We start from the raw sequence: 21,493 nt of genomic DNA on the forward strand, positions 1-21,493 counted from the left end.
CTTGGATGACGACTGCAAAGATCAGCGACCTAAAGTGCGTCGCTCGAACACGTTTGAAGACGCGCTTTAGACCTCGGATGCCGCAGGCTCCGGGGGGTGGGCGGCGGCCATCCGCTTGCCGAAGCCAAGGATCAGTTCCTTCAGCGAAGGTTCGGCGACGCGCCTGGCCGCCTCCTCGCAATCGACCCATTCGAGCTTCCGCTCGCCCTTCTCGGGAAAATTCTTGCAGAGACTGTCGACTTCGAGGGCGTGGACCTGGACCTTGCAAGGAATCTTCAAGCCATGATCCATGCGCTTCTTGTAGACATAGGAGCCGATGGCGGCCTTCTGCACCTTCCCTTTCACGCCAGCCTCTTCATAGGCCTCGCGTTCGGCGACTTCGTGCGCCCACTTTCCCTGCATCGGCCATCCCTTGGGAATGACCCAACGGCCCGTGTCGCGGCTGGTGAGCAGGAGAATTTCCGGGGACTTCGTTTTTTTGCGAATGCGGTAGCACAGCGCGGCATATTGCATGCGCGCCGGTCGACGCAGCATCAAGTGCACATCAGATGCCAGCCGGTGCAAGAGGGTCAAGGGGCTCAATACTCCTGTCGAATCACGTTCAAATAGCCATTCAAATTATGGCGCCCCAGCATTGCGTGTAAATGACGTCAGCGGATCAATAACTGATAAGAAGCGTTGCGGTTCCGTGAGCGGGGCAGCGTTGTGGATACATATAGTCATTGGGTGCGTCGCCTGCCAGAAGGCGACAGTCTCGGTCGCATTCAATTTAAAATCGGTTCAGGAACTTCGCGACGCGTGCCTAGCGATAAGCAATACCTGCCCGGTGACGTTCCCGCTTTAGGAACCGGTGCGGTCGCGCTGCTTGAGGCGCAGTCGGGCGATGCGGGCCCACTCGCCGCTGCGCTCCGCATCGCGGGCGGCGGCGGCGACGAAGTCGATGTGGCTTTGCGCGGCCGCCTTGGCGGCCGCGGGATCACGCGCCATGATGGCGGCATAGATCGCCTCGTGTTGGGCGAGCAGCCGGTCGCGCGCGCCCGGCGCGCTGAAGACCGAGCTGCGATGGAAGAAGATGCCCTGGGTCAGGAGCCGGTAGCAGGCTCTGAGCGTATGCAGCAGGATGATGTTGTGGGCGCTTTCGCCGATGGCGTTGTGCAACTCGACATCGGCTTCGAGCTCGTCGTCGAAATTGCCGCTCGCGTGCGCCTCGCGCATCCGCTCGATGATGCGGGTGAGAAGGTCGCGGTCGAAATCCGTGGCCCGCATTGCGGCGAGTTCCGCCGTCAGACCCTCGAGCTCGCGCCGGTATTCGAGATAATCCTGCGTCGCCTTGTGGTGACGGCCGATGAGCTCGATCAGCGGTTTTGAGAAGATCTGGCCGACGACATCGGCGACGAAGGTTCCGCCTCCGTGGCGGCTCTCGAGCAATCCGCGGACCTCCAGTTCCTTGAGCGCCTCGCGCAGGATCGGCCGCGACACGTCGAGCCTTTTCGCAAGTTCCCGCTCGCCCGGCAGCCGGTCGCCGTCGCGCAGCACGCCTTCCAGGATCAGAAGCTCGAGCTGTTGGACGACCTCGTCCGCCGTTCGGCTGTGGCTGATACGCGCATACAGGTCGCTCTGGTCTTCGGTCACCGCAACTCTCCTGGGGACGGAATGCTCTCCCGCCTGGCGCGGCAATCTAGCAGGACCCATGAAGTGGTCAAATCGATTGTCCACTTGCTCGGCCGCGGCTGATAAAAGTCAAACTGCGTCAATGCGTCCTGTTCTTTTTGCTCCCCCGGTTGATAAGTAAAAGGTGATGAATGCGTGAGGGGGATGAAGCGCTTCATGGTGAAGGCAAGTTTTGGATTTCCAGCGGCGGCCTTGCGCGCCCAGGTGCTCGGCGAAGTTCATTCTCGACCCTATGCGCTGGTAACGACGCCACGCGTCATCTTTCAGCTGGCCTTCATCACTGAAGGCGGCTCCGTCGTCGACCATGCCGTGCTGTCGGAACTGTCGCGCTCGCGCGGCATCGCGCCGCCCGGCCGCGATGCAAACCACCACGCCATGCCCTGGGGTCAGGGGACATTGCGTTGGGAGCGTCATACCGAGTTCTCCACCTATTTCTGGGACGCGCCGGCGCCGGAGCGCTTCGGCGGCGAGGTGCCGATCCATCCTTTCGGCGACGGTTTCTCCCCGCCGGGCCTGCTGATTTCCGGTATCCGCCTGGAAATCCGCCCGGATACGCCGGAAGCCCAAGAGGCGATCAAGGCCTTCGACCCGACAAGTCTCTGTTACAGCGAGACAAAGAACGGCCAGGCGGTGCTGCTGACCGACTTCCGGCAGAACGGCGACGGTCTTACGCAGATCCTCATCCTCGACCGGGGCTTGACGGAGGCGGGCACGGGGGCCCTCATCCAGCGCCTGCTCGACATCGAGACCTACCGCACGCTGGCCATGCTTGGCCTGCCGCTGGCGCAATCGCTGTCGCCGGAAATCCGCCGGACCGAGGATGGCCTGACCGCCGTCACCCAACGGATGAAGGAGAATGTCCGCGAGGAAGCCGACGAGATGCTCGCTGAAATCACCCGGCTTGCCGCCGATCTCGAAGCCGGGGCAGCGCTCAGCCTCTATCGCTTCGGAGCGAGCCGCGCCTATTACGGCATTGTCCAGGAACGTATCCGGACGCTCTCCGAAATGCCGGTGCCCGGCTACGAGACGATCGGCACCTTCCTCGAGCGCCGGCTGGCGCCGGCGATGCGCACCTGCCAGTCGGTCGAGGAGCGTCAGGCGAACCTGTCGCGCAAGCTCGCCCGTGCGACGGCATTGCTCAGAAGCTGGATCGATGTCGAACTCGAACGGCAGAACAGCGCGCTGCTCAATTCGATGGACCGGCGAGCAAAGCTTCAATTGCGCCTGCAGCAGACCGTCGAAGGCCTCTCCGTCGCCGCGATCTCCTATTACGTCGTCGGGCTGTTCGGCTATCTCGCCAAGGCCGTTAGCCACGAGATCCCGATCGATCCGGGCGTGCTGACGGGCCTTGCGGTGCCCTTCGCGGTTCTCGGCGTCTGGTTGATCGTCCGCCGGATCCGCCGCCATCACGAGGAGAGTGCGCACAAGTGACGGCGCCCTTGTCGGATTACTGCTCCCAGTAAGGAACGGGGCCATAGAGGGCGGCGAGATAGTCGACGAAGAGCCGAACCTTGGCCGGCAGAAACTGGCGGCTCGGATAGACGGCCGAGAGCGTCAGGCCGTGTGACCCTTCCCATTCCGGCAGCACTGGCACTAGGCGCCCGTCGCGCAGTTCCGCGCTGACGTCCCAGGTGGAGCGGAGCGCGATTCCCGCTCCGGCGATGACCGCGGCGCGGATGATCTCTGACGAATTGGTGACAAGCGGCCCTTCCGGACGGTAGGCGAGGGAACCGCCCGGGCCCTCCAGCTTCCAGTTCTCGTTGTTATGGGCCGGCAGGCAGATGTGCTCGGTGAGATCGCCGATCTCCTTGGGTGCGCCGTGCCGGGCGATGTAGCTTGGTGCCGCGCAGAGTAGCCGCCGGACCGGCGCGAGCTTGCGGGCAACGAGGCTCGAATCGGTGAGTTCGCCGATCCGGATCGCGAGATCGAAGCCGTCGGCGACGATGTCGCTGAATTCGTCGCTGAGCACAATATGAAGCTTCAGGTCGGGATGATCCTTCATGAAACCGGTCAGGTGCGGCGCGATATGCATGCGTCCAAAAGAGGTGGGTGCCGTTATGCGCAAGGTCCCCTGAGCCTGCGACGAACGCCCCGATGCATAGGCCTCCGCCTCCTCGATGCCTGCGAGGACACCGAGGACGCGGTCATAGAAGCCCTGTCCGGCTTCGGTCAAGGAGACCTGCCGCGTCGTGCGTTGCAGAAGACGCGTGCCGAGCCTCTCCTCGAGCCGCTTGACGCGCTTTGAGATCACCGCCGCGGAGAGGCCGAGCGCGCGGGCGGCCGCCGACATGCTGCCGGTCGAAACCACGCGGGCGAAGACTTCGAGATCCCCAAGATTCGTCATGAATTGCGGCCATTTTCTCCAAGAACGAAAGAATGCTTAGCAGTTGCCAAATGCCGGTCATAGTGCATTCCGCTTTCACAAACTGGACAAGATGCTCTAAGATTCAGAGCACAAACGTGATCGATTCTAAGATGTTGGGACACGGGAGCGACGAGAAGCGACCGTGCTTTCCCTGTCTTCACTCTGGTGGTAAGGAAAGTTTACCACTTTGTTGCGCGTTGGCTGGAGGAGTTCATGCCGGAAACGATCGGGTTCCTGAAGCCCAGGCAGGCCGTCCTCGATCGCCGTGGGGAGATCATCGCCGACCTCGCCGACCTGTTGCCCGAAGGCTGCCTGATCAGTGACGAACGCGGGCTGAAGCCCTTCGAGACGGATGCGTTTCTTGCCTATCGCCGCTTGCCGCTGGCCGTCGTCCTGCCGGAGACGACGGAGCAGGTCGCCGCCGTCCTCAAATATTGCAGCCGCTATGGCATTCCGGTCGTGCCGCGCGGCGCCGGCACCTCGCTTTCCGGCGGCGCCATCCCGCAGGAGGACGCCATTGTCGTCGGTCTCTCGAAGATGTCGCGGATTCTCGATGTCGACCTGTTCAACCGCACGGCGACGGTGCAGGCGGGCGTCACCAACCTCTACATTTCCGAGGCGGTGGGTGCGGACGGCTTCTTCTATGCGCCCGATCCGAGCTCGCAGCTCGCCTGCACCATCGGCGGCAATATCGGCATGAATTCCGGCGGCGCCCATTGCCTGAAATATGGCGTGACCACCAACAACCTGCTTGGCGTGAAGATGGTGCTCTTCGACGGCACGGTGATCGAGCTCGGCGGCAAGGCGCTCGATGCACCCGGCTATGATCTGCTCGGCCTTGTCTGCGGCTCCGAGGGCCAGCTCGGCATCGTCACCGAGGCGACGGTGCGGCTGATCGCCAAACCCGAGGGCGCGCGCCCCGTGCTCTTCGGCTTCGCCGCGTCCGAGGCGGCCGGCTCCTGCGTCGCCGACATCATCGGCTCGGGCATCATCCCGGTCGCGATCGAGTTCATGGACAAGCCGGCAATCGAGATTTGCGAGGCCTTTGCCCATGCCGGCTATCCACTCGACGTCGAGGCCCTGCTGATCGTCGAGGTCGAGGGGTCGGAGGCGGAGATGGAGGCGATGCTCCAGGGCATCATCGAGATCGCCCGGCGTCACGGTGTCGTGACGATCAAGGAATCGCAATCGGCGCTCGAGGCGGCGCTGATCTGGAAGGGCCGAAAATCCGCCTTCGGTGCCACCGGCCGGGTCGCCGACTATATCTGTATGGACGGCACGGTTCCGCTGAGCCAGCTGTCGCATGTGTTGCGCAGGACCGGCGAGATCGTCGCCAGCTACGGGCTGCGTGTCGCCAATGTCTTCCATGCCGGCGACGGCAACATGCATCCGCTGATCCTCTACAACATCAACGATCCGGCGGATGCGGCCCGCGCCGAGGCGGCCGGCAACGACATCCTGAAGCTCTGCGTCGACGCGGGTGGCTGCCTGACGGGCGAGCATGGGGTGGGGATCGAAAAGCGCGACCTGATGCACCATCAGTACAACAAGGCCGATCTCGATCAGCAGATGGCGGTGCGCGCCGCCTTCGATCCGCAATGGCTCCTCAATCCCTCGAAGGTATTTCCGCTCGAAGGACGGCCTCAGGCATGATCGTCCATTTCGAACCGGCAAGCGAAGAGGGGATCGCCTCCGTGGTGCGCTCCGCAGCGGCCGAGCGCGTCACGCTTGCCATTGTCGGCGGCGGCACGCGATCCGGGCTCGGCAATCCTGTCCGTGCCGACCGGACGCTTTCGACGCGGCGTCTCTCCGGTATCGTCACTTACAATCCGGCGGAGATGACCATGAGCGCGCTCGCCGGGACGCCGCTTGCCGAAGTGGAGGCGGCGCTCGCAGCCAAGGGCCAGATGCTGTCTTTCGAACCAATGGACCATCGCGGCATTCTCGGAACGACGGGCGAGCCGACGATCGGCGGCACCTTCGCCGCCAACGTCTCCGGTCCCCGCCGCTATGTCGCCGGGGCTGCCCGCGACAGCCTGCTGGGCGTGCGTTTCGTCAACGGCCGCGGCGAACTAATCAAGGCCGGCGGCCGCGTGATGAAGAACGTCACCGGGCTCGATCTGGTCAAGCTGATGGCGGGCTCCTACGGAACGCTCGGAATTCTGACGGAGGTCACCTTCAAGGTACTGCCGGTGCCGCCGGCGGCCGCAACCGTCGTCGTCGAGGGTCTCAACGATGCGCAGGCAGCCGCCGTCATGGCCGAGGCGATGGCACAGCCGGTGGAGGTGTCGGGCGCGGCGCATCTGCCCGAAAGCGTGCGGGGCCGCTTTATCGATGGTGCACTGCCGGAGGGAGCGGCTACCGTCCTAAGGCTCGAAGGTCTGGCGGCGTCTGTGGAGATGCGTGCCGAGAAGCTCGCCGCGGCGCTGTCGCGCTTCGGCTCGGCCTCGAAGCTCGACGCCGGGCAGACGAAGGCACTTTGGGCAGAGATCCGCGACGTGAAGCCCTATGCCGACGGCACGGCCAGACCGCTGTGGCGTCTCTCTGTCCCCCCGTCGGCGGGCCAGCAGCTCGTTGCCGCGCTGCGTCTCCAAACAGGCGTCGATGCATTCTACGATTGGCAGGGCGGCCTAGTCTGGCTGCGCATGGAGGCGGAAGCCGAGGCCGAACTCGTGCGCCGCTACGTGCGCGCGCTAGGCGGGGGCCATGCGACGCTCGTCCGAGCCGACGGCGAAGCTCGCGCCCGGATACCCGCCTTCGAGCCGCAGGCTCCCGCGGTGGCCCAACTTGCAGAACGCGTGCGCGCATCGTTCGATCCGGCGCGGATCTTCAATCCGGGACGGCTGGCGGCTGTCGCCTGATCGCAGGCGGGCTGTTGCAATTCGCTGCAGGCGAGAGGAGAATTCGATGAGTGATCCGGGTCCGCAGACGCCGCTTTCCCGCGACACCGACCGCTGGTTGGAGCCGGGCAAGGTCAACATCCAGATCATCTACCTGCTTTATCTGGTCGGCTTCGCCATCGGCATCACTCCGCTCGTCGGCATCGTGCTCGCCTACCTTAATCGGGACAAGGCCGAAGACTGGGCGAGAACGCACTACATCTGGGCGATCCGCACCTTCTGGATCGCCCTGCTGTTCGCCGTCGTTTCGGCACTTCTGTCCGTATTGCTCATCGGCGTGCTCGGCTTCGTCGCGACGGCGGTCTGGATCGTCGTGCGCTGTGTCATAGGGCTTCAGAAAGCCGCCCGCGAGGAGCCGATCACCGATCCAGAGAGCTGGCTGGTTTAGGCTAGGGCGTAGCGGCGCCGTTCGGGCAAGAAGTGCCGGCCTTGAGAATTGAGAGTGGAGTATCCGGGTGCAGACAAATTTTTCGCCAGAGCAACTCGCTGACCCGCATGTCGCCGAATCGGAAAAGATCCTGCGCAAATGCGTCCATTGCGGCTTCTGCACCGCTACCTGTCCGACCTATGTGCTGCTCGGCGACGAACTCGACAGTCCGCGCGGACGGATCTATCTCATCAAGGACATGCTGGAAAACGGGCGTGCGGCCGATCCCGAAACCGTCACCCATATCGACCGCTGTCTCTCCTGCCTTTCCTGCATGACCACCTGTCCTTCGGGCGTCGACTACATGCATCTCGTCGATCATGCCCGGGTCCACATCGAGAAGACCTACAGGCGCCCCTTCAAGGATCGTTTCGCTCGTGCCGTCATCGCCGCGACCTTGCCCTATTCTTCGCGCTTCCGGCTGGCGCTAAGGGCGGCGGGGCTCGCACGGCCCTTCGCGGGGCTGTTGAAGCGGATCCCCTGGCTCAAGACCTTTGGCGTCATGCTCGACCTCGCACCGCGGGCGAGGCCGGCTGTAGATGGGGTGAGGCCCGCCGTTTACGCGGCCAAGGGCACGCCGCGCGGCCGCGTTACCCTGCTCACCGGCTGTGCCCAGCCGGTGCTGCGGCCGGAGATCAACGAGGCGACGATCCGGCTGCTCACCGGCCAGGGGGTGGAGGTCGTCGTCGCCGCTGGCGAGGGCTGTTGCGGCGCGCTGGTCCACCACATGGGGCGCGAGGAGCAGGCGCTCGCCGCCGCCCGGCGCAACGTCGACATCTGGCTGAAGGCTGCCGAGGAGGACGGTCTCGATGCGATCGTCATCACCGCATCCGGCTGCGGCACGACGATCAAGGACTACGGCCACATGCTGCGGCTGGACGCCGCCTATGCCGACAAGGCGGCCAAGGTGTCTGCCCTTGCAAAGGACATAACCGAATATCTGGCGGAGCTGGACCTGCCGGAACAGGGCACGCGCGGCCTGACCGTCGCCTATCACTCCGCCTGCTCGATGCAGCACGGCCAGAAAATCACCACGGCGCCGAAGCAGCTCCTGAAACGGGCGGGATTTGCGGTTCGCGACCCGGCGGAAGGTCACCTCTGTTGCGGCTCGGCCGGGACCTACAACATCCTGCAGCCGGAAATATCGGCAAGACTCAAGGCGCGGAAGGTGAAAAACATCGAGGCGACCAAGCCGAACGTCATCGCCACCGGCAATATCGGCTGCATCACCCAGATCGCCAGCGGAACGAATATCCCGATCCTGCATACGGTCGAGCTGCTCGACTGGGCCTACGGGGGGCCGAAGCCGTCAGGGCTGTGAGCGGTGGCGGTTGCCCCTCTCCTCGGGTTAAACGCGAAGAGAGGTGCAAATTTCCCGACGTATCAACCGCCAAAAATCTGGCGGAAAATGTCGACGCCGCGGTCGTCGAAGCTGACATCGCCCGCCTTGTTGCCCGGGCCGATGACGATGACCTTGGTGCCGATCGGGGCGCGATCGTAGAGGTGCTCGACGTCCTCGTTCATCATCCGGATGCAGCCGGACGACATGTTCTGGCCGATGGTCCAGGGCTGGTTCGTGCCGTGGATGCGGAAGATCGTGTCGCGGCCGCCCTTGTAGAGGTAGAGCGCGCGGGCGCCGAGCGGATTGTCGATGCCGCCTTCCTGCGTCATCGGCAGGATGCGCCCCTTGGCCGCTTCGCGCACGCGCATTTCAGCCGGCGGCGTCCAGGCCGGCCACTCGGCCTTGCGGCCCACCTTGACGATGCCGGACCAGCCGAAGCCCTCACGGCCGACGCCGATGCCGTAGCGCGTCGCGCGGTTCGGGCCGTCGATGTAGTAGAGATACTTGTTGTTGGTGTCGACGATCACCGTGCCGGGCGCCTCGTTGGTGCGGAACCGGACCTTGGTGCGCCAATATCTCTGCGGCGGCTTCTTCGGCTGGGCTGCCAGCACGACATCGGAGCGCTTCACCTTTGCACCGGCAATGTCGGCGGGAGTGAACGCGGACGCATTTGTGGCAATGAGAAAAGCAGCGGCCGCGACGGTGAGCGCGGCCAGCCGGGTGGCATGAAGTCTCATTTATGATTCCCTCTGAACCCTCGTTGCGGGCAAGCTATGCAAAATAACCCCAAGTGCAAGCCCGTGATACATCCTGTAGAACAAGGCGCGGGCCGGAACTTGTATCGAAGGGAACGGCTGTTGCTCTTTGAACACGATCCGGCAAGAAAAAAGCCAGTTTTAAAGGGAATGTATTCTACTTGGCGGAGTGCCGCTAGATGACGATAACCTTGGTGCCGACTTTGACGCGCTCGTAAAGGTCAACGACATCTTCGTTGCGCATGCGGATGCAGCCGGAGGAGACGCCGTAGCCGATCGTCCACGGGGCATTGGTGCCATGGATGCGATAGAGCGTCGAGCCGAGATACATGGCGCGGGCGCCGAGCGGGTTCTGGGGTCCGCCGTCCATGCGGTCCGGAAGATAATGACCCTTGGCCGCTTCGCGCGCGATCATCTCTTGAGGCGGCGTCCAGTTCGGCCATTCGGCCTTCCGCGTGATCCTGTGTTCGCCGGCCCATTCAAAGCCGGGCTTGCCGACGCCGACGCCGTAGCGCCGCGCCTGTCCGTCGCCGGTAACGAGATAGAGGAAACGGTTGTTCGTGTCGATGACGATCGTGCCCGGCCTCTCGCCTGTCTCATAGGCCACCATCTGCGGCAGGAATTGCGGGTCAAACTGCGACCTGGCAGGCCTTTGCGGGCGTACCGCGGCAGGCTGCACGGCCGCCGTTTCCAGCCGGCGCTTCATCTGGCGAGGCTCCACCTGTTTTCGGGTGGCGGCCGGGGCCTGCGGCCGATAGACGGCCGGGCGCACCCCTTCGCCGGTCAGTTGCATCACCCAGGGGGCAGTCAGGTCCGGGCTGACGACCACCGGGGGCCGGTTCTGGTATCGGTCCCAAGCGCCGGCACCGGCGGGGAGGGTGCAGACAAGGCACGTGGCAAGCAAAAGGAATTTCTTCATCATCGGACGGACTCGCTACATAACGCCGAGAAAGTCTTGGGCAGCGCGGCGGCTGCACCTTGCAATGACGCAATGCTCGCACTCCTCCGCCACCGAACGGTAAACGCCGGTTCGATAAAATGCCGCGATGTGGATAAAGCTTTGGGTAGGGTTATTCGCCGCTTTATAAATCTGGTTTGCAAATGGTAAATGGAACAAAAGAGAAACAAGGCGGAGGGCAGTGATGTCGGCAAAGGGCCTGATAATCGGTGATGACGGGCTGCAGCGTTGCGCCTGGCACGGCAACCTCGACGACTACCGCCGCTATCACGATGAGGAATGGGGCCGCCCGGTGACCGACGATCGCCGGCTGTTCGAGAAGATTTGCCTGGAGGGTTTCCAGTCGGGCCTCTCCTGGCTGACGATCCTCAGGAAGCGCGAGGCCTTCCGCGCGGCATTCGCCGGCTTCGACTTTGACATGGTTGCCGAGTTCGGTGAGGCCGACATCGAGCGTTGCCTCGCCGACCCCGGCATCGTCCGCCACCGCGGCAAGATCGTCTCGACCATCAACAATGCGCGCCGCGCAAAGGAATTGCGGTCGGAATTCGGCTCGCTCGCAGCCTATTTCTGGGCACATGAGCCGGACGGAAGCGAGCGCCCTAGGGTCGTCGACTACGAAACGCTGATCGCCAATCCGACCACACCGACCTCCGTCCGGATATCGAAGGATCTGAAGAAGCGCGGCTGGACCTTCGTCGGCCCGACGACCGTCTATGCCTTCATGCAGGCCATGGGGCTCGTCAACGACCACCTGGAAGGCTGCTTCTGCCGCGCGCAAGTGGACGAGATGCGGCGGCAATTCGCCAGGCCGGCTGCGTGACCCAATCGAGTGGCCCTCCCCGTGCTATCAGTAAAAGCGGGGAGGGCCGGCTTCGCTAGCCGCCGTGCCCGGCGAGCCATTCCTTCATCATTGTGATCTCGGACTCCTGGGCCTTGATGATGTCTTCCGCCAGTTTGCGGATCGCCTCGTCCTTGCCGTGCTCGAGCTCGACTCTTGCCATATCGATCGCGCCCTGGTGGTGAGCGATCATGCTGCGCACGAAATCGACGTCGGCATTACCGGTGAAGGCGATGTCCATATCCTTGTGCATCCTGACATTCGCTTCGGCGAAGGCCTTGCTCGACGGTGCCATGTCGGCAGCCGTTGCGTCCTGGTGCATGCCTTGATGGCTTTCCTGGGCGTATGCCGGCATGCCGACCAATAGGGCGACCGTCAACGCGGCGAGGGTCCTTTTCAGGAACATGGTATGTACCTTTCCATTCTATAGGATTCATGAGGTCTTGGGGGCTGTGCGAGGGAACGTCTTCGCGTCCCTCGAAAGCGCCGGTGCTAGATGGAAAGGCTGCGCTTGGGCGGTGGGGACAGGGGCTTGACCGCTTGGTCGAGCAGCGGCGCGTGACGCTGCGGCGAAAGCCGCGTCGAAGACGCTGCGGATCGCGTGAGCCCGAGCGGCGCCGCCTGGATGGCGACGCAAGCCGAGCAGAGCGCTGGGTGGTCCGCCTTCGTCGGGCTGGGACAATGGCTCCGTTGGACGCAATGACCGTCACGCCCAGAGGAGGCGTGGTTCGCCATGTCGGGCGTAGGGTGATGATGAGCGCTGACTGCTATCGCGCCGAGGTCGCGCGCCTGGGCGATCGCGGGAAGGGCTCCGCCGAGCGGAGCGGACAGAAGCAGGAGAATGAGGGCGAGCCGACGCAGCATGCCGGCAAGATAGGTTACTCGACCTCGAATAAGAAGGGGCAGCACGAGGAAATCGCCGGGCAGTGACTGCCTCGCGTCAGACCGACAACGCCGTGCCATTGCGCGGAACCGCAAAGACGCCTTGCAGGGAACCTCCGGCCCCATCGCTGATCGTCGAGTTTCCGATGCAGCAAAGCTGGCGTGAGCTTCCGCCCTGCCGGCGGACCATCGCAGAAAAGCAGAAGGACGAGGACGTTGCGGTCGCCTGCTCAAGGATGCTCAGGATCGTCGCTCGGTCTTTCTGGTCGTAGGCTCGCACCAGATCGATGATGCCGCAGGGGTTCTGCCTCAGGCCAAGAAGCGAAAGGGTCTGCAGGCCGACCACAAAGGCGCCGCTGTCCACATCACAACGCCACGGGTCGATCATACAGCCTGCCTTCGCGAGCACGCGGGTCCAGGCTCCATGGGTTTCCGGATTGAGCGGCCTTATCGCTGCCGCGCCGGGCGTCATGACAGTCAGCATTTTGCGAAAGTCTCCGTTTGAAGCCCTTGCTCGATCGGCTTAACTTATAAGGGTACAGAGAGCATTTTACAATCACGACGCAGTGATCGTAACTCGACCGGAACGCTTTTGCGCGCGGCCTTGTTCCGCGGCCCTCCCGGCTGCCGGGCTGTCGCCCCTTTGTCGGTCGCTACCCTTGCCGCCCTTGACGTGATCCGGTAGGGAAGGCACCGACCAAGCTTTACAGCCCGGAATGCCTTCCATGAACGACAAAACGAAGAAACCGCAGAAGCTCAAGGCGCGCCTGCCGCGCGGCTTCGCCGACCGTTCGGCGGCGGATATCCGCGCCGTCGACGAGATGATCGCGAAGATCCGCGAAGTCTACGAGCGCTACGGTTTCGATCCGGTCGAAACGCCGCTGTTCGAATATACCGATGCGCTCGGCAAGTTCCTTCCCGACAGCGACCGCCCGAACGAAGGCGTGTTCTCGCTGACGGACGACGACGAGCAATGGATGAGCCTGCGCTATGACCTGACGGCGCCGCTTGCCCGCCACGTGGCGGAGCACTTCAACGAGATCCAGCTTCCCTACCGCACCTATCGCGCCGGCTACGTGTTCCGCAACGAGAAGCCGGGGCCGGGCCGCTTTCGTCAATTCATGCAGTTTGATGCCGACACGGTCGGCGCCGCTGGCGTCCAGGCCGATGCCGAGATGTGCATGATGATGGCCGACACGATGGAGGCGCTCGGAATTGCGCGCGGCGATTACGTGATCCGGGTCAACAACCGCAAGGTTCTGGACGGCGTGCTCGAGGCGATTGGGCTCGGCGGCGACGCCCAGGCGAATGCGCGGCTGACGGTTTTGCGTGCCATCGACAAGCTCGACAAGTTCGGCCCCGAAGGCGTGCGCCTGCTTTTGGGCGAGGGGCGCAAGGATGAGAGCGGCGACTTCACCAAGGGCGCCGGGCTGGACGAGGAGCAGATCCGCAAGATCCTCTTCTTCGTCGGGATCACCGACTATGCCAAGAGCGCCGATGCGCTCGCCGAGCTCGTCGCCGGCACGGCGCGTGGAGCGGAGGGCGTCCAGGAGCTGAATACGATCCGCAGCCTCGTGCTCAGCGCCGGCTATGACGCGGATCGGATCAAGATCGACCCGTCGGTCGTGCGCGGCCTCGAATATTATACCGGCCCGGTCTTCGAGGCCGAGCTGCAGTTTGCCGTCACCAACGAGAAGGGCGAGAAGGTCGTCTTCGGTTCGGTCGGCGGCGGCGGCCGCTATGACGGTCTCGTCTCGCGCTTCATGGGCCAGCCGGTGCCGGCAACCGGCTTCTCGATCGGCGTGTCGCGGCTGATGACGGCGCTGAAGAACCTCGGCAAGCTCGGGGTTGAAGAGGTGGTCGCGCCGGTCGTCGTCTGCGTCATGGACCGCGATCTCGACAGCATGGGCCGCTACCAGCGCTTCGTGCAGCAGCTGCGCCATGCGGGCATCCGCGCCGAGATGTATCAGGGCAACAAGAAGAACTTCGGCGACCAGCTCAAATATGCCGACCGGCGCGGCTCGCCGATCGCCATCATTCAGGGCGGCGACGAGCGCGCTTCCGGCATCGTTCAGATCAAGGACCTGATCGAGGGCAAGCGGCTTTCGGGCGAGATCGAGGACAACGTCGCCTGGCGCGAGGCCCGCGTCGCCCAGGTCTCCGTTCCGGAGAGCGAGCTCGTCGCAAAAGTCCGAGGGATTCTGGCAGAGCAAGCCGAGGACCGGAAAAGGGCAGGCTGATGCCGCTGATCAACCTTCCCGCCTTTGCCGGCGAGCTGCTTGCCGATTTCGAGCGGCTGAAGACGTTGCGCGTCGACACGCCGGTCATCCAGCCGGCCGAGCCCTTTCTCGACATGGCCGGAGAGGACCTGCGCCGGCGCATCTTCATGACCGAAAGCGAGACCGGCGAAAGCCTCTGCCTGCGCCCGGAATTCACCATACCCGTCTGCCTCCGCCATATCGAGACGGCGACCGGCACGCCGCAGCGCTACGCCTATCTCGGCGAGGTGTTCCGGCAGCGCCGCGAAGGCTCGAGCGAATTCTACCAGGCGGGAATCGAGGATCTCGGCGACGCCGACACGGCGGGCGCCGACGCGCGGGTGATCGGCGACGCGATGCTGGTGCTTGCCAACCGGCTGCCGGATCGGCGGCTGAAAGTGACACTCGGCGACCAGTCGGTCTTCGAGGCGGTGATTGCCGCCTGCGGACTGCCGGCCGGCTGGCAGAAGCGGTTGATCCATGCCTTCGGCGATCAGAAGCTATTGCAGAAACTTCTGGGGGAGCTTGCCGATCCGAAATCCCCGGGCGTCTTCGGCCCCGAAGTCGAGCGGCTCGCCATCATGGGCATTCTCGGCGACGAGGAAAGCCTCGTCGGCCATCTGGCCGAGACGATGGAGGCGACCGGCTATTCCACCAATGCCAGCCGTTCGCCGCGCGACATCGCCCGCCGCCTGAAGGAGAAGATGGAGCTTGCGACGACGCGGCTCGACAAGGCAGCACTCGCCGTCATGCGCGAGTTCCTCGCCTTCGACCTGCCGCTTGCCCAAGCCCCGGCGGCGCTCCACGCTTTCGCCAGGAAATCGAAACTGAAGATCGACGGCGCGCTGTCGCTGTTCGACGCCCGCGTCGCCGCCGTCGCGAAGGCTGGCGCCGATCCCGGTCTGATCCGCTATCGTGCCGCCTTCGGCCGCCCGCTCGACTACTATACCGGCCTTGTCTTCGAGATCGAGGCCGAGGGAGCACCGGCGGTCCTCGCCGGTGGGGGGCGTTTCGATCGCCTGCTGACGCTGCTCGGCGCCCGCGAGCACATTCCGGCGGTCGGCTTCTCTCTCTGGCTCGACCGGATCGAACGGGCCATCGCCGCCGCAGGGGGCGCGAAATGACGATCACCATTGCGCTGCCGTCCAAGGGCCGGATGAAGGATGACGCCTCCGCAATCTTCGAGCGCGCCGGCATGAGGATCGTCGCCGTCGGCAACGACCGCTCCTATCGCGGACGCGTCGAGGGTGCGGATGACGTCGAGGTCGCCTTCCTGTCCGCGTCCGAGATCTCCCGCGAGGTCGGCAGCGGCGCCGTCGACTTCGGCGTTACCGGCGAGGACCTGGTGCGCGAAGGCATCGCCGATGCCGATGCGCGCGTCGAATTCGCGGCCCGGCTCGGCTTCGGCCATGCGGATGTCGTCGTCGCGGTGCCGGAAGTCTGGTACGACGTCGATACAATGGCCGATCTCGGCGATGTGGCTGCCGACTTCCGCGCCCGCCATGGCCGCCGGCTCGCGATCGCTACCAAATACTGGCGGCTGACGCAGCAGTTCTTCTCCGGCAGCCACGGCATCCAACTCTATCGTATCGTCGAAAGCCTGGGCGCAACCGAGGGTGCGCCGGCCTCCGGCTCGGCTGACATCATCGTCGATATCACCTCGACTGGCTCCACCTTGAAGGCGAACCATCTGAAGATCCTTTCGGATGGGGTAATCCTGCGCTCCGAAGCCTGTCTCGTCCGGGCGCGCAAACCTTCCCATGAAGGCAATCCCGCCATCGATCGGATCATTTCCTCCGTGCGTTCGGTCCTCTGAGATTGCCGGTTGACTGGAATTTCCGTCCCTGGTCTGACAAATGCAACCGGGGCGACCTATCTAGGACCGGCAGACCACTTCATCTTGTCCAATCCCACTTCGAGGCACCTTATGGTTGATCTTTCCTCCTTCCCGATCACGAGCCGCTGGCCGGCGAAGAATCCCGACATCATCCAGCTCTATTCGCTGCCGACGCCGAATGGCGTGAAGATCTCGATTGCTCTGGAAGAACTCGGGCTGTCCTATGAGGCGCACCGCATTGCTTTCGACACGAACGAGCAGAAGTCGCCCGAGTTCCTGTCGCTCAACCCGAACGGCCGTATTCCGGCGATCATCGATCCGAATGGGCCGGACGGCAAACCGATCGGCCTCTTCGAATCCGGCGCGATCCTGATCTATCTCGCGGAAAAGACCGGCAAGCTCATTCCGGCCGATGCGGCCGGCCGTTACGAGACGCTCTGCTGGGTGATGTTCCAGATGGGCGGCGTCGGACCGATGCTCGGCCAGTTCGGCCATTTCTTCAAATTCGCCGCCGAAAAGGTCGCCAACAATTCCTATCCGGTCGAGCGTTATCGCGACGAGGCGAAGCGCCTGCTTGGCGTTCTCGAAACGCGGCTCGAAGGCCGTGAGTGGCTGATGGGCGACGAATACACGATCGCCGACATCGCCACTTTCCCCTGGGTCGAAGGCGCCCGCAAGTTCTATGGCGGCGCCGAGGTGCTCGACTACAAGAGCTTCCCGAACGTTTTGGCCTGGGTCGACCGTGGCCTTGCGCGTCCGGCTGCGCAGAAGGGCATGGAAATTCCGCGCAAAGAATAGCGTCGCCTTTTCGGCTCGAGTTGACTGGACTTGGGCCGGAGGGTTACCGGTTAGCGAGCAATGCGGAAGCCTGTGCGGCTTCCGCGGCTCAAGAGTTGATCGTTGAGACGGGTGGAGATGGTGTCGGGAAGACTTGTTGTTGTGGGTGGCGGTCAGGCCGCTTTCGCGTTGATTGCCAAGCTTCGCGCCCTGCAGGACATGCGTCCGGTCACTGTCGTCGCCGCCGAGCCGAGCCTACCCTATCAGCGGCCGCCGCTTTCCAAGAAATACCTGCTGCGCGAAATGACTCTCGACCGGCTGCTCTACCGGCCAGAGGCCTGGTATGCGGAGCACGAAATCGACATTCGCCTGTCGACGATGGTGACGCGGGTCGACCGCAAGACAAAGGAAGTCACCCTCAGCGACGGCTCAAGGCTCGCCTATGAAACGCTGGCCTTTGCAACCGGTGCCACGCCGCGCCGCCTGCCGGCTTCGATCGGCGGCAACCTCGAAGGCGTGCATGTGGTGCGCGATTTCCAGGACGCCGACCGGCTCGCCGGGGAGATGCAGCCGGGGCGGCGGGTTTTGGTGATCGGCGGGGGCTATATCGGGCTGGAGGCGGCGGCGGTCGCCCGCACATGCGGGTTGGAGGTCACAGTCATAGAAATGGCGGACCGCATCCTGCAGCGCGTCGCTTCTGCCGCGACCTCTGCGATCGTCCGCGAGATCCATCGCTCGCATGGGGTCGATATCCGCGAGCGCATGGGCCTTCACCGGCTGATCGGCGAAGACGGGCGCGTGTCCGCGGCGGAGCTCGCCGACGGTTCGGTCATTCCAGCCGACCTGGTGATCGTCGGCATCGGCGTGGCGGCGAATGATGCCCTGGCCCATGATGCGGGCCTCGAAACCGCGAACGGCATCCTTGTCGACAGCCACGGTCGGACATCCGACGCGGCGGTCTTCGCGATCGGCGACTGCGCCGTCTTGCCCTGGCAAGGCATGCGCATCCGCCTCGAGTCTGTCCAGAACGCCGTCGACCAGGCGGAAGCGATCGCAGCCGTTCTCGCCGGCGGTTCCGAACCCTATGATCCGAAGCCCTGGTTCTGGTCGGACCAGTACGACGTCAAGCTACAGATCGCCGGCTTCGGGCTTGGCCACGACGAAACCCTGGTCCGCCCGGGCCAGCGCGAGGGCAGCGTCTCCGTCTGGTATTTCCGCCAGGGCAAGTTGATCGCCGTTGATGCCATCAACGACGCGAAGGCCTATGTGACGGGCAAGAAACTGCTCGAAGCGGGCGTGACGCCCAATCGGGCCCTCCTGGCCGATCCGCAAGTCGATCTCAAATCCTTGCTCGCATAGCGACGCCAGGGGTGATCTCCCTTGCCGTGAACTTGCCGTTCGCGGAACGACGCCAAGTGTCTTCGCCGCCCCTCGCATGGCGGATGCTGCCTTCAGTAAACTTGCAGTAGCTTGGCGATTCATTAACGCAACTACCAATGAGACGCGCGCCGGTCCGGCAATTTTCATCCTTCCTTAAAGGGGTCAAAGCGAACACATAGCAACCCGGCGTGGAAACAAGCGCCGAGCGGGCCAGTGCGTGAATTTGGGCGACCTGCAATGTTTAAGATCCTTTCGTGCCTCGTCGTGGAACATGACTTGCGGTTGGTTGCACTGGCGGCCGTGATTTGTTTCCTGTCCAGCTTTGGCGCCGTGACGCTGCTTCAGCGGGCTCGTATTTCCGAGGGCAGGCCGCAGGCGATCTGGGTGGCGGCCGCAGGCATTGCCAGCGGCTTCGGTATTTGGGCGACCCATTTCATTGCCATGCTCGCCTACGACCCTGGGGTCGTGCTTGGCTATCAGGCGAGCCTCACGGCATTGTCGCTGGTCGCCGCGATCCTGCTGACGACGTCGGCTCTGGCGATCGCCACCTATTGCAAGGGCCATCCCGCTTGGCTGCTGGGGGGTCTGGTGCTGGGCGCCGGCGTAGGCTGCATGCATTTCCTCGGCATGGCGGCGCTTGAGGTGCCCGGGTCCATTCGTTGGGATTCGATGCTCATCGTCGCCTCGATCCTGGCCGGGGCGCTCTTCGGCATGGGTGCTCTCCTTGCGATCAATCGGGCCGACCAGGCGCTGAAGGCCCAGATGGTCGCGACATTGGCGATGACGCTCGGTATCGTCGTGCTCCACTTCACCGCGATGGGCGCGGTTACGATCGAAATCGAGTTCGCGACGACGGAGAGCCGGGAAGGCATGATCCAGCCGCATCTCTTGGCCTTCGTCCTTGCCGGAACCGCCTTCTTTCTTCTATCCGCCGTGCTGATCGCAGCCGGCTTCGCACGCCAGGCCGAAATCCTCGCCACCGCTTCGGAGAAGGAGTTTTCCCGCTTCGTGCGCAGTGTCAAGGACTATGCCATTTACATGCTCGATGTCGACGGCCGCGTGGCAAGCTGGAATGCCGGGGCCGAGGCCAACAAAGGATACCCGGCTGGGGAGATCATCGGCAAGAACTTCGCCTGCTTCTATTCGCCCGAGGATCAGGCGGCGAACCTGCCGGGGCGCGCCTTGCGCATCGCCCTTGACGCCGGGAAATATGAAACCGAGGGCTGGCGCTACCGGAAGGATGGCACCCGCTTCTGGGCGCATGTGGTGATCGATCCGATCATTGGCGAGGACGGCGGGCACGCCGGCTTCATCAAGATCGCCAAGGACATCACCAAGCAGAAGGAGGATGCCGATCGGATAGCCGAGGTGAGCAAGAATCTGGATATCGCCCTCGAGAACATGAGCCAGGGCATTTGTCTCTTCGATCATGCCGACCGCCTGCTGCTTTCGAACCGGCGCTGCCTCGAGATCTTCGATCTTCCTGAATCAATGGCCGGCAAGGGCATGACCTTCCGTGAAGTCCTCAACCATGCATTTGCCCGCAGCCATGCGGACCCCGCCGTCGCGGTGGCGAAGGCGAACGAGGCCTATCAGAGGCACAGGCTGGACATCTTGGCGAAGGGCGGCGGCGACCTGGTCGATAAATTGTCGAATGGTCGCTCCATCCTCTCCAAGCATCGCACGCTTCCCGATGGCGGTTGGGTCTCCACCTACGAGGATATCACCGAGCGGCTCGACTCCGAGGAGCAGATTTCCTTCCTCGCCCGTCATGACAGCCTGACCGGGCTGCCCAACCGGTTGCAGTTCAACAGCCACCTCGACGAGGAGCTCGATGCGGCCATCTGGTTCTCGCGCAAGGTGGCGGTCGTCGGCATCGATCTCGACAAGTTCAAGGAAGTCAACGACTTGCATGGGCATGCGGCTGGCGATTTCGTGCTGGTCACGATTGCCCAGCGGATGAAGGAGCATCTACTAGAGGGTGAATTCGTCGCCCGCTTCGGCGGAGACGAGTTCGCTGCAGTCAAGCGCTTCGAGGACCTGTCTGAACTCCACGACTTCCTGCGGCGGATCGAGCGGTGCCTGCACGAGGAGATGCGCTTCGGCGATTTCGAGCTGAAGTCCGGCGGCAGCATGGGTGTGGCCATCTACCCGCAGGACGCGGAAACCGCCGACACGCTGATCAACAACGCCGATCTCGCAATGTATCGCGCAAAGGCTACGCTCAACCAGACGATCTGCTTCTACGAGGTGTCAATGGACGAGGCCGCGCGCGGCCGCCGGGCGCTCGCCAACGACCTCTGGGAGGCGGTGGAGAAGAACCAACTTGCACTGCATTACCAGGTGCAGAAATCGGTGACGACCGGAGAGGTGATCGGCTACGAAGTCCTGCTGCGCTGGAACCATCCGGAACGCGGCATGGTACCGCCGAACGAATTCATCCCGCTCGCCGAAGAATGCGGCGCCATTCTCCCGATCGGCGAATGGGTGTTGCGCGAAGCCTGCCGTGAAGCGGCCGGCTGGGACAGCCAGCACAAAATCGCCGTGAACCTTTCGCCGGTGCAACTGGCAAATGGCGACGTCGTAAGCCTCGTCCACGCGATCCTCGTCGAAACCGGGCTCGACCCGAAACGGCTCGAACTCGAGATTACCGAATCGACGATCATCGACGACAAGCAGCGCGCCCTGTTGACGCTTCGCGACATCAAGGCGCTTGGCGTGACGATCGCCATAGACGATTTCGGCACGGGATATTCCTCGCTTGAGACGCTGCGGTCGTTCCCCTTCGACAAGATCAAGCTCGACAAGAGCTTCATGTCCGAAGTCGAAGGCAGCCCGCAGGCAAAGGCGATTATCCGCGCCATCCTCGCCCTCGGCCACAGCCTGCAAGTTCCTGTGCTTGCCGAAGGGGTGGAAACCCAGAAGCAGCTCGACATTCTCCATGCGGAAGGCTGCGACGAGGCGCAGGGCTATCTCCTCGGGCGGCCGGCGCCGATCGTTTCGGTGGTCGGCGTCAGGACCGAAGCCGCCTGACGCGCCTCGGAAACGGCGAACTCGGGAAGGACGGGTGTGATACCCCCTCTGCCCTGCCGGGCATCTCCCC

At 63.7% G+C, this 21,493-nt stretch carries 20 protein-coding genes; 13 read left to right on the forward strand and 7 right to left on the reverse strand.

Annotation, left to right across the window (positions count from 1 at the left end):
* Positions 1 to 66: 66 nt before the first annotated feature.
* On the reverse strand, positions 67 to 573 hold the full coding sequence (locus ATC00_RS04370; RefSeq protein ID WP_037378995.1) for an NUDIX hydrolase: 507 nt from the start codon (positions 571 to 573) through the stop codon (positions 67 to 69).
* A gap of 267 nt (positions 574 to 840) precedes the next feature.
* Positions 841 to 1,632, reverse strand: a complete 792-nt coding sequence (locus tag ATC00_RS04375; protein ID WP_082912011.1) for a FadR/GntR family transcriptional regulator — start codon at positions 1,630 to 1,632, stop codon at positions 841 to 843.
* 195 nt (positions 1,633 to 1,827) lie between these two features.
* Here ATC00_RS04375 and ATC00_RS04380 point away from each other — a divergent pair, with 195 nt between their 5' ends.
* Entirely contained in the window at positions 1,828 to 3,102 is a 1,275-nt protein-coding gene (locus tag ATC00_RS04380; RefSeq protein WP_037379163.1) for a DUF3422 family protein, read from the forward strand.
* Positions 3,103 to 3,118: 16 nt separating this feature from the next.
* Here ATC00_RS04380 and ATC00_RS04385 read toward each other — a convergent pair whose 3' ends face one another.
* Positions 3,119 to 4,015 carry a LysR family transcriptional regulator gene (locus tag ATC00_RS04385; protein ID WP_064252094.1) on the reverse strand — a complete coding sequence of 299 codons (897 nt, stop codon included), beginning with the start codon at positions 4,013 to 4,015 and terminating at the stop codon, positions 3,119 to 3,121.
* 234 nt (positions 4,016 to 4,249) lie between these two features.
* Here ATC00_RS04385 and ATC00_RS04390 point away from each other — a divergent pair, with 234 nt between their 5' ends.
* The 4 genes from ATC00_RS04390 (at position 4,250) to glcF (ending at position 8,684) form a co-directional block, all read left to right on the forward strand.
* On the forward strand, positions 4,250 to 5,689 hold the full coding sequence (locus tag ATC00_RS04390) for an FAD-binding oxidoreductase (protein WP_064252095.1): 1,440 nt from the start codon (positions 4,250 to 4,252) through the stop codon (positions 5,687 to 5,689).
* Positions 5,686 to 6,897 (forward strand): glycolate oxidase subunit GlcE, encoded by a 1,212-nt coding sequence (gene glcE, locus ATC00_RS04395; RefSeq protein ID WP_064252096.1) that lies wholly within the window; start codon positions 5,686 to 5,688, stop codon positions 6,895 to 6,897. The genes ATC00_RS04390 and glcE overlap by 4 nt, the downstream gene beginning before the upstream one ends.
* 46 nt (positions 6,898 to 6,943) lie before the next feature.
* Positions 6,944 to 7,324 (forward strand): DUF4870 family protein, encoded by a 381-nt coding sequence (locus tag ATC00_RS04400; RefSeq protein WP_037379006.1) that lies wholly within the window; start codon positions 6,944 to 6,946, stop codon positions 7,322 to 7,324.
* A gap of 67 nt (positions 7,325 to 7,391) precedes the next feature.
* Positions 7,392 to 8,684 (forward strand): glycolate oxidase subunit GlcF, encoded by a 1,293-nt coding sequence (gene glcF / locus ATC00_RS04405; protein ID WP_064252097.1) that lies wholly within the window; start codon positions 7,392 to 7,394, stop codon positions 8,682 to 8,684.
* 62 nt (positions 8,685 to 8,746) lie between these two features.
* Here the strand turns inward: glcF and ATC00_RS04410 are convergent, their stop codons facing one another.
* Together ATC00_RS04410 and ATC00_RS04415 are read right to left on the reverse strand one after the other, a co-directional pair.
* Positions 8,747 to 9,442 carry a L,D-transpeptidase gene (locus ATC00_RS04410; protein ID WP_064252098.1) on the reverse strand — a complete coding sequence of 232 codons (696 nt, stop codon included), beginning with the start codon at positions 9,440 to 9,442 and terminating at the stop codon, positions 8,747 to 8,749.
* A 193-nt stretch (positions 9,443 to 9,635) separates the two neighbouring features.
* Positions 9,636 to 10,382, reverse strand: a complete 747-nt coding sequence (locus ATC00_RS04415) for a L,D-transpeptidase (RefSeq protein ID WP_064252099.1) — start codon at positions 10,380 to 10,382, stop codon at positions 9,636 to 9,638.
* A gap of 220 nt (positions 10,383 to 10,602) precedes the next feature.
* Here ATC00_RS04415 and ATC00_RS04420 point away from each other — a divergent pair, with 220 nt between their 5' ends.
* Complete coding sequence (locus tag ATC00_RS04420) at positions 10,603 to 11,238, forward strand: DNA-3-methyladenine glycosylase I (RefSeq protein WP_037379018.1); 636 nt, start codon at positions 10,603 to 10,605, stop codon at positions 11,236 to 11,238.
* A 55-nt stretch (positions 11,239 to 11,293) separates the two neighbouring features.
* Here ATC00_RS04420 and copM read toward each other — a convergent pair whose 3' ends face one another.
* A complete protein-coding gene (gene copM / locus ATC00_RS04425; protein ID WP_037379021.1) occupies positions 11,294 to 11,662 on the reverse strand; it encodes a CopM family metallochaperone in 369 nt (122 codons plus the stop codon).
* Positions 11,663 to 11,937: 275 nt separating this feature from the next.
* Here copM and ATC00_RS04430 point away from each other — a divergent pair, with 275 nt between their 5' ends.
* Positions 11,938 to 12,186 carry a hypothetical protein gene (locus tag ATC00_RS04430; RefSeq protein WP_132078701.1) on the forward strand — a complete coding sequence of 83 codons (249 nt, stop codon included), beginning with the start codon at positions 11,938 to 11,940 and terminating at the stop codon, positions 12,184 to 12,186.
* Between the two features lie 10 nt (positions 12,187 to 12,196).
* Here the strand turns inward: ATC00_RS04430 and ATC00_RS04435 are convergent, their stop codons facing one another.
* The gene (locus ATC00_RS04435) at positions 12,197 to 12,622 is read right to left on the reverse strand and encodes a hypothetical protein (protein WP_037379024.1); all 426 of its coding nucleotides are present in this window, start codon (positions 12,620 to 12,622) and stop codon (positions 12,197 to 12,199) included.
* 241 nt (positions 12,623 to 12,863) lie between these two features.
* Here ATC00_RS04435 and hisS point away from each other — a divergent pair, with 241 nt between their 5' ends.
* The 6 genes from hisS (at position 12,864) to ATC00_RS04465 (ending at position 21,423) form a co-directional block, all read left to right on the forward strand.
* On the forward strand, positions 12,864 to 14,378 hold the full coding sequence (gene hisS, locus ATC00_RS04440) for a histidine--tRNA ligase (RefSeq protein ID WP_037379025.1): 1,515 nt from the start codon (positions 12,864 to 12,866) through the stop codon (positions 14,376 to 14,378).
* The gene (locus ATC00_RS04445) at positions 14,378 to 15,520 is read left to right on the forward strand and encodes an ATP phosphoribosyltransferase regulatory subunit (RefSeq protein WP_064252100.1); all 1,143 of its coding nucleotides are present in this window, start codon (positions 14,378 to 14,380) and stop codon (positions 15,518 to 15,520) included. Before hisS ends, ATC00_RS04445 begins: the two co-directional genes overlap by 1 nt.
* On the forward strand, positions 15,517 to 16,212 hold the full coding sequence (hisG, locus tag ATC00_RS04450; RefSeq protein WP_037379028.1) for an ATP phosphoribosyltransferase: 696 nt from the start codon (positions 15,517 to 15,519) through the stop codon (positions 16,210 to 16,212). The genes ATC00_RS04445 and hisG overlap by 4 nt, the downstream gene beginning before the upstream one ends.
* A gap of 111 nt (positions 16,213 to 16,323) precedes the next feature.
* The gene (locus tag ATC00_RS04455) at positions 16,324 to 17,031 is read left to right on the forward strand and encodes a glutathione binding-like protein (protein WP_037379035.1); all 708 of its coding nucleotides are present in this window, start codon (positions 16,324 to 16,326) and stop codon (positions 17,029 to 17,031) included.
* 120 nt (positions 17,032 to 17,151) lie between these two features.
* Positions 17,152 to 18,369 (forward strand): NAD(P)/FAD-dependent oxidoreductase, encoded by a 1,218-nt coding sequence (locus ATC00_RS04460; RefSeq protein WP_037379165.1) that lies wholly within the window; start codon positions 17,152 to 17,154, stop codon positions 18,367 to 18,369.
* Between the two features lie 258 nt (positions 18,370 to 18,627).
* Positions 18,628 to 21,423: a bifunctional diguanylate cyclase/phosphodiesterase gene (locus ATC00_RS04465; protein WP_037379038.1), complete on the forward strand. Its 2,796-nt coding sequence runs from the start codon at positions 18,628 to 18,630 to the stop codon at positions 21,421 to 21,423.
* The last annotated feature ends 70 nt before the right edge of the window (positions 21,424 to 21,493 follow it).

This window comes from Sinorhizobium americanum, assembly GCF_001651855.1.
Classification (GTDB): Bacteria; Pseudomonadota; Alphaproteobacteria; order Rhizobiales; family Rhizobiaceae; genus Sinorhizobium; species Sinorhizobium americanum.

Coding starts and splice junctions, on each gene's coding strand:
- ATC00_RS04380 (WP_037379163.1), top strand. CDS start 1,828: ATGGTGAAGGCAAGTTTTGGATTTCCAGCGGCGGCCTTGCGCGCCCAG.
- ATC00_RS04385 (WP_064252094.1), bottom strand. CDS start 4,015: ATGACGAATCTTGGGGATCTCGAAGTCTTCGCCCGCGTGGTTTCGACC.
- ATC00_RS04390 (WP_064252095.1), top strand. CDS start 4,250: ATGCCGGAAACGATCGGGTTCCTGAAGCCCAGGCAGGCCGTCCTCGAT.
- glcE (WP_064252096.1), top strand. CDS start 5,686: ATGATCGTCCATTTCGAACCGGCAAGCGAAGAGGGGATCGCCTCCGTG.
- ATC00_RS04400 (WP_037379006.1), top strand. CDS start 6,944: ATGAGTGATCCGGGTCCGCAGACGCCGCTTTCCCGCGACACCGACCGC.
- ATC00_RS04410 (WP_064252098.1), bottom strand. CDS start 9,442: ATGAGACTTCATGCCACCCGGCTGGCCGCGCTCACCGTCGCGGCCGCT.
- ATC00_RS04415 (WP_064252099.1), bottom strand. CDS start 10,382: ATGATGAAGAAATTCCTTTTGCTTGCCACGTGCCTTGTCTGCACCCTC.
- ATC00_RS04420 (WP_037379018.1), top strand. CDS start 10,603: ATGTCGGCAAAGGGCCTGATAATCGGTGATGACGGGCTGCAGCGTTGC.
- copM (WP_037379021.1), bottom strand. CDS start 11,662: ATGTTCCTGAAAAGGACCCTCGCCGCGTTGACGGTCGCCCTATTGGTC.
- ATC00_RS04430 (WP_132078701.1), top strand. CDS start 11,938: ATGGCTCCGTTGGACGCAATGACCGTCACGCCCAGAGGAGGCGTGGTT.
- ATC00_RS04435 (WP_037379024.1), bottom strand. CDS start 12,622: ATGCTGACTGTCATGACGCCCGGCGCGGCAGCGATAAGGCCGCTCAAT.
- hisS (WP_037379025.1), top strand. CDS start 12,864: ATGAACGACAAAACGAAGAAACCGCAGAAGCTCAAGGCGCGCCTGCCG.
- ATC00_RS04445 (WP_064252100.1), top strand. CDS start 14,378: ATGCCGCTGATCAACCTTCCCGCCTTTGCCGGCGAGCTGCTTGCCGAT.
- hisG (WP_037379028.1), top strand. CDS start 15,517: ATGACGATCACCATTGCGCTGCCGTCCAAGGGCCGGATGAAGGATGAC.
- ATC00_RS04455 (WP_037379035.1), top strand. CDS start 16,324: ATGGTTGATCTTTCCTCCTTCCCGATCACGAGCCGCTGGCCGGCGAAG.
- ATC00_RS04465 (WP_037379038.1), top strand. CDS start 18,628: ATGTTTAAGATCCTTTCGTGCCTCGTCGTGGAACATGACTTGCGGTTG.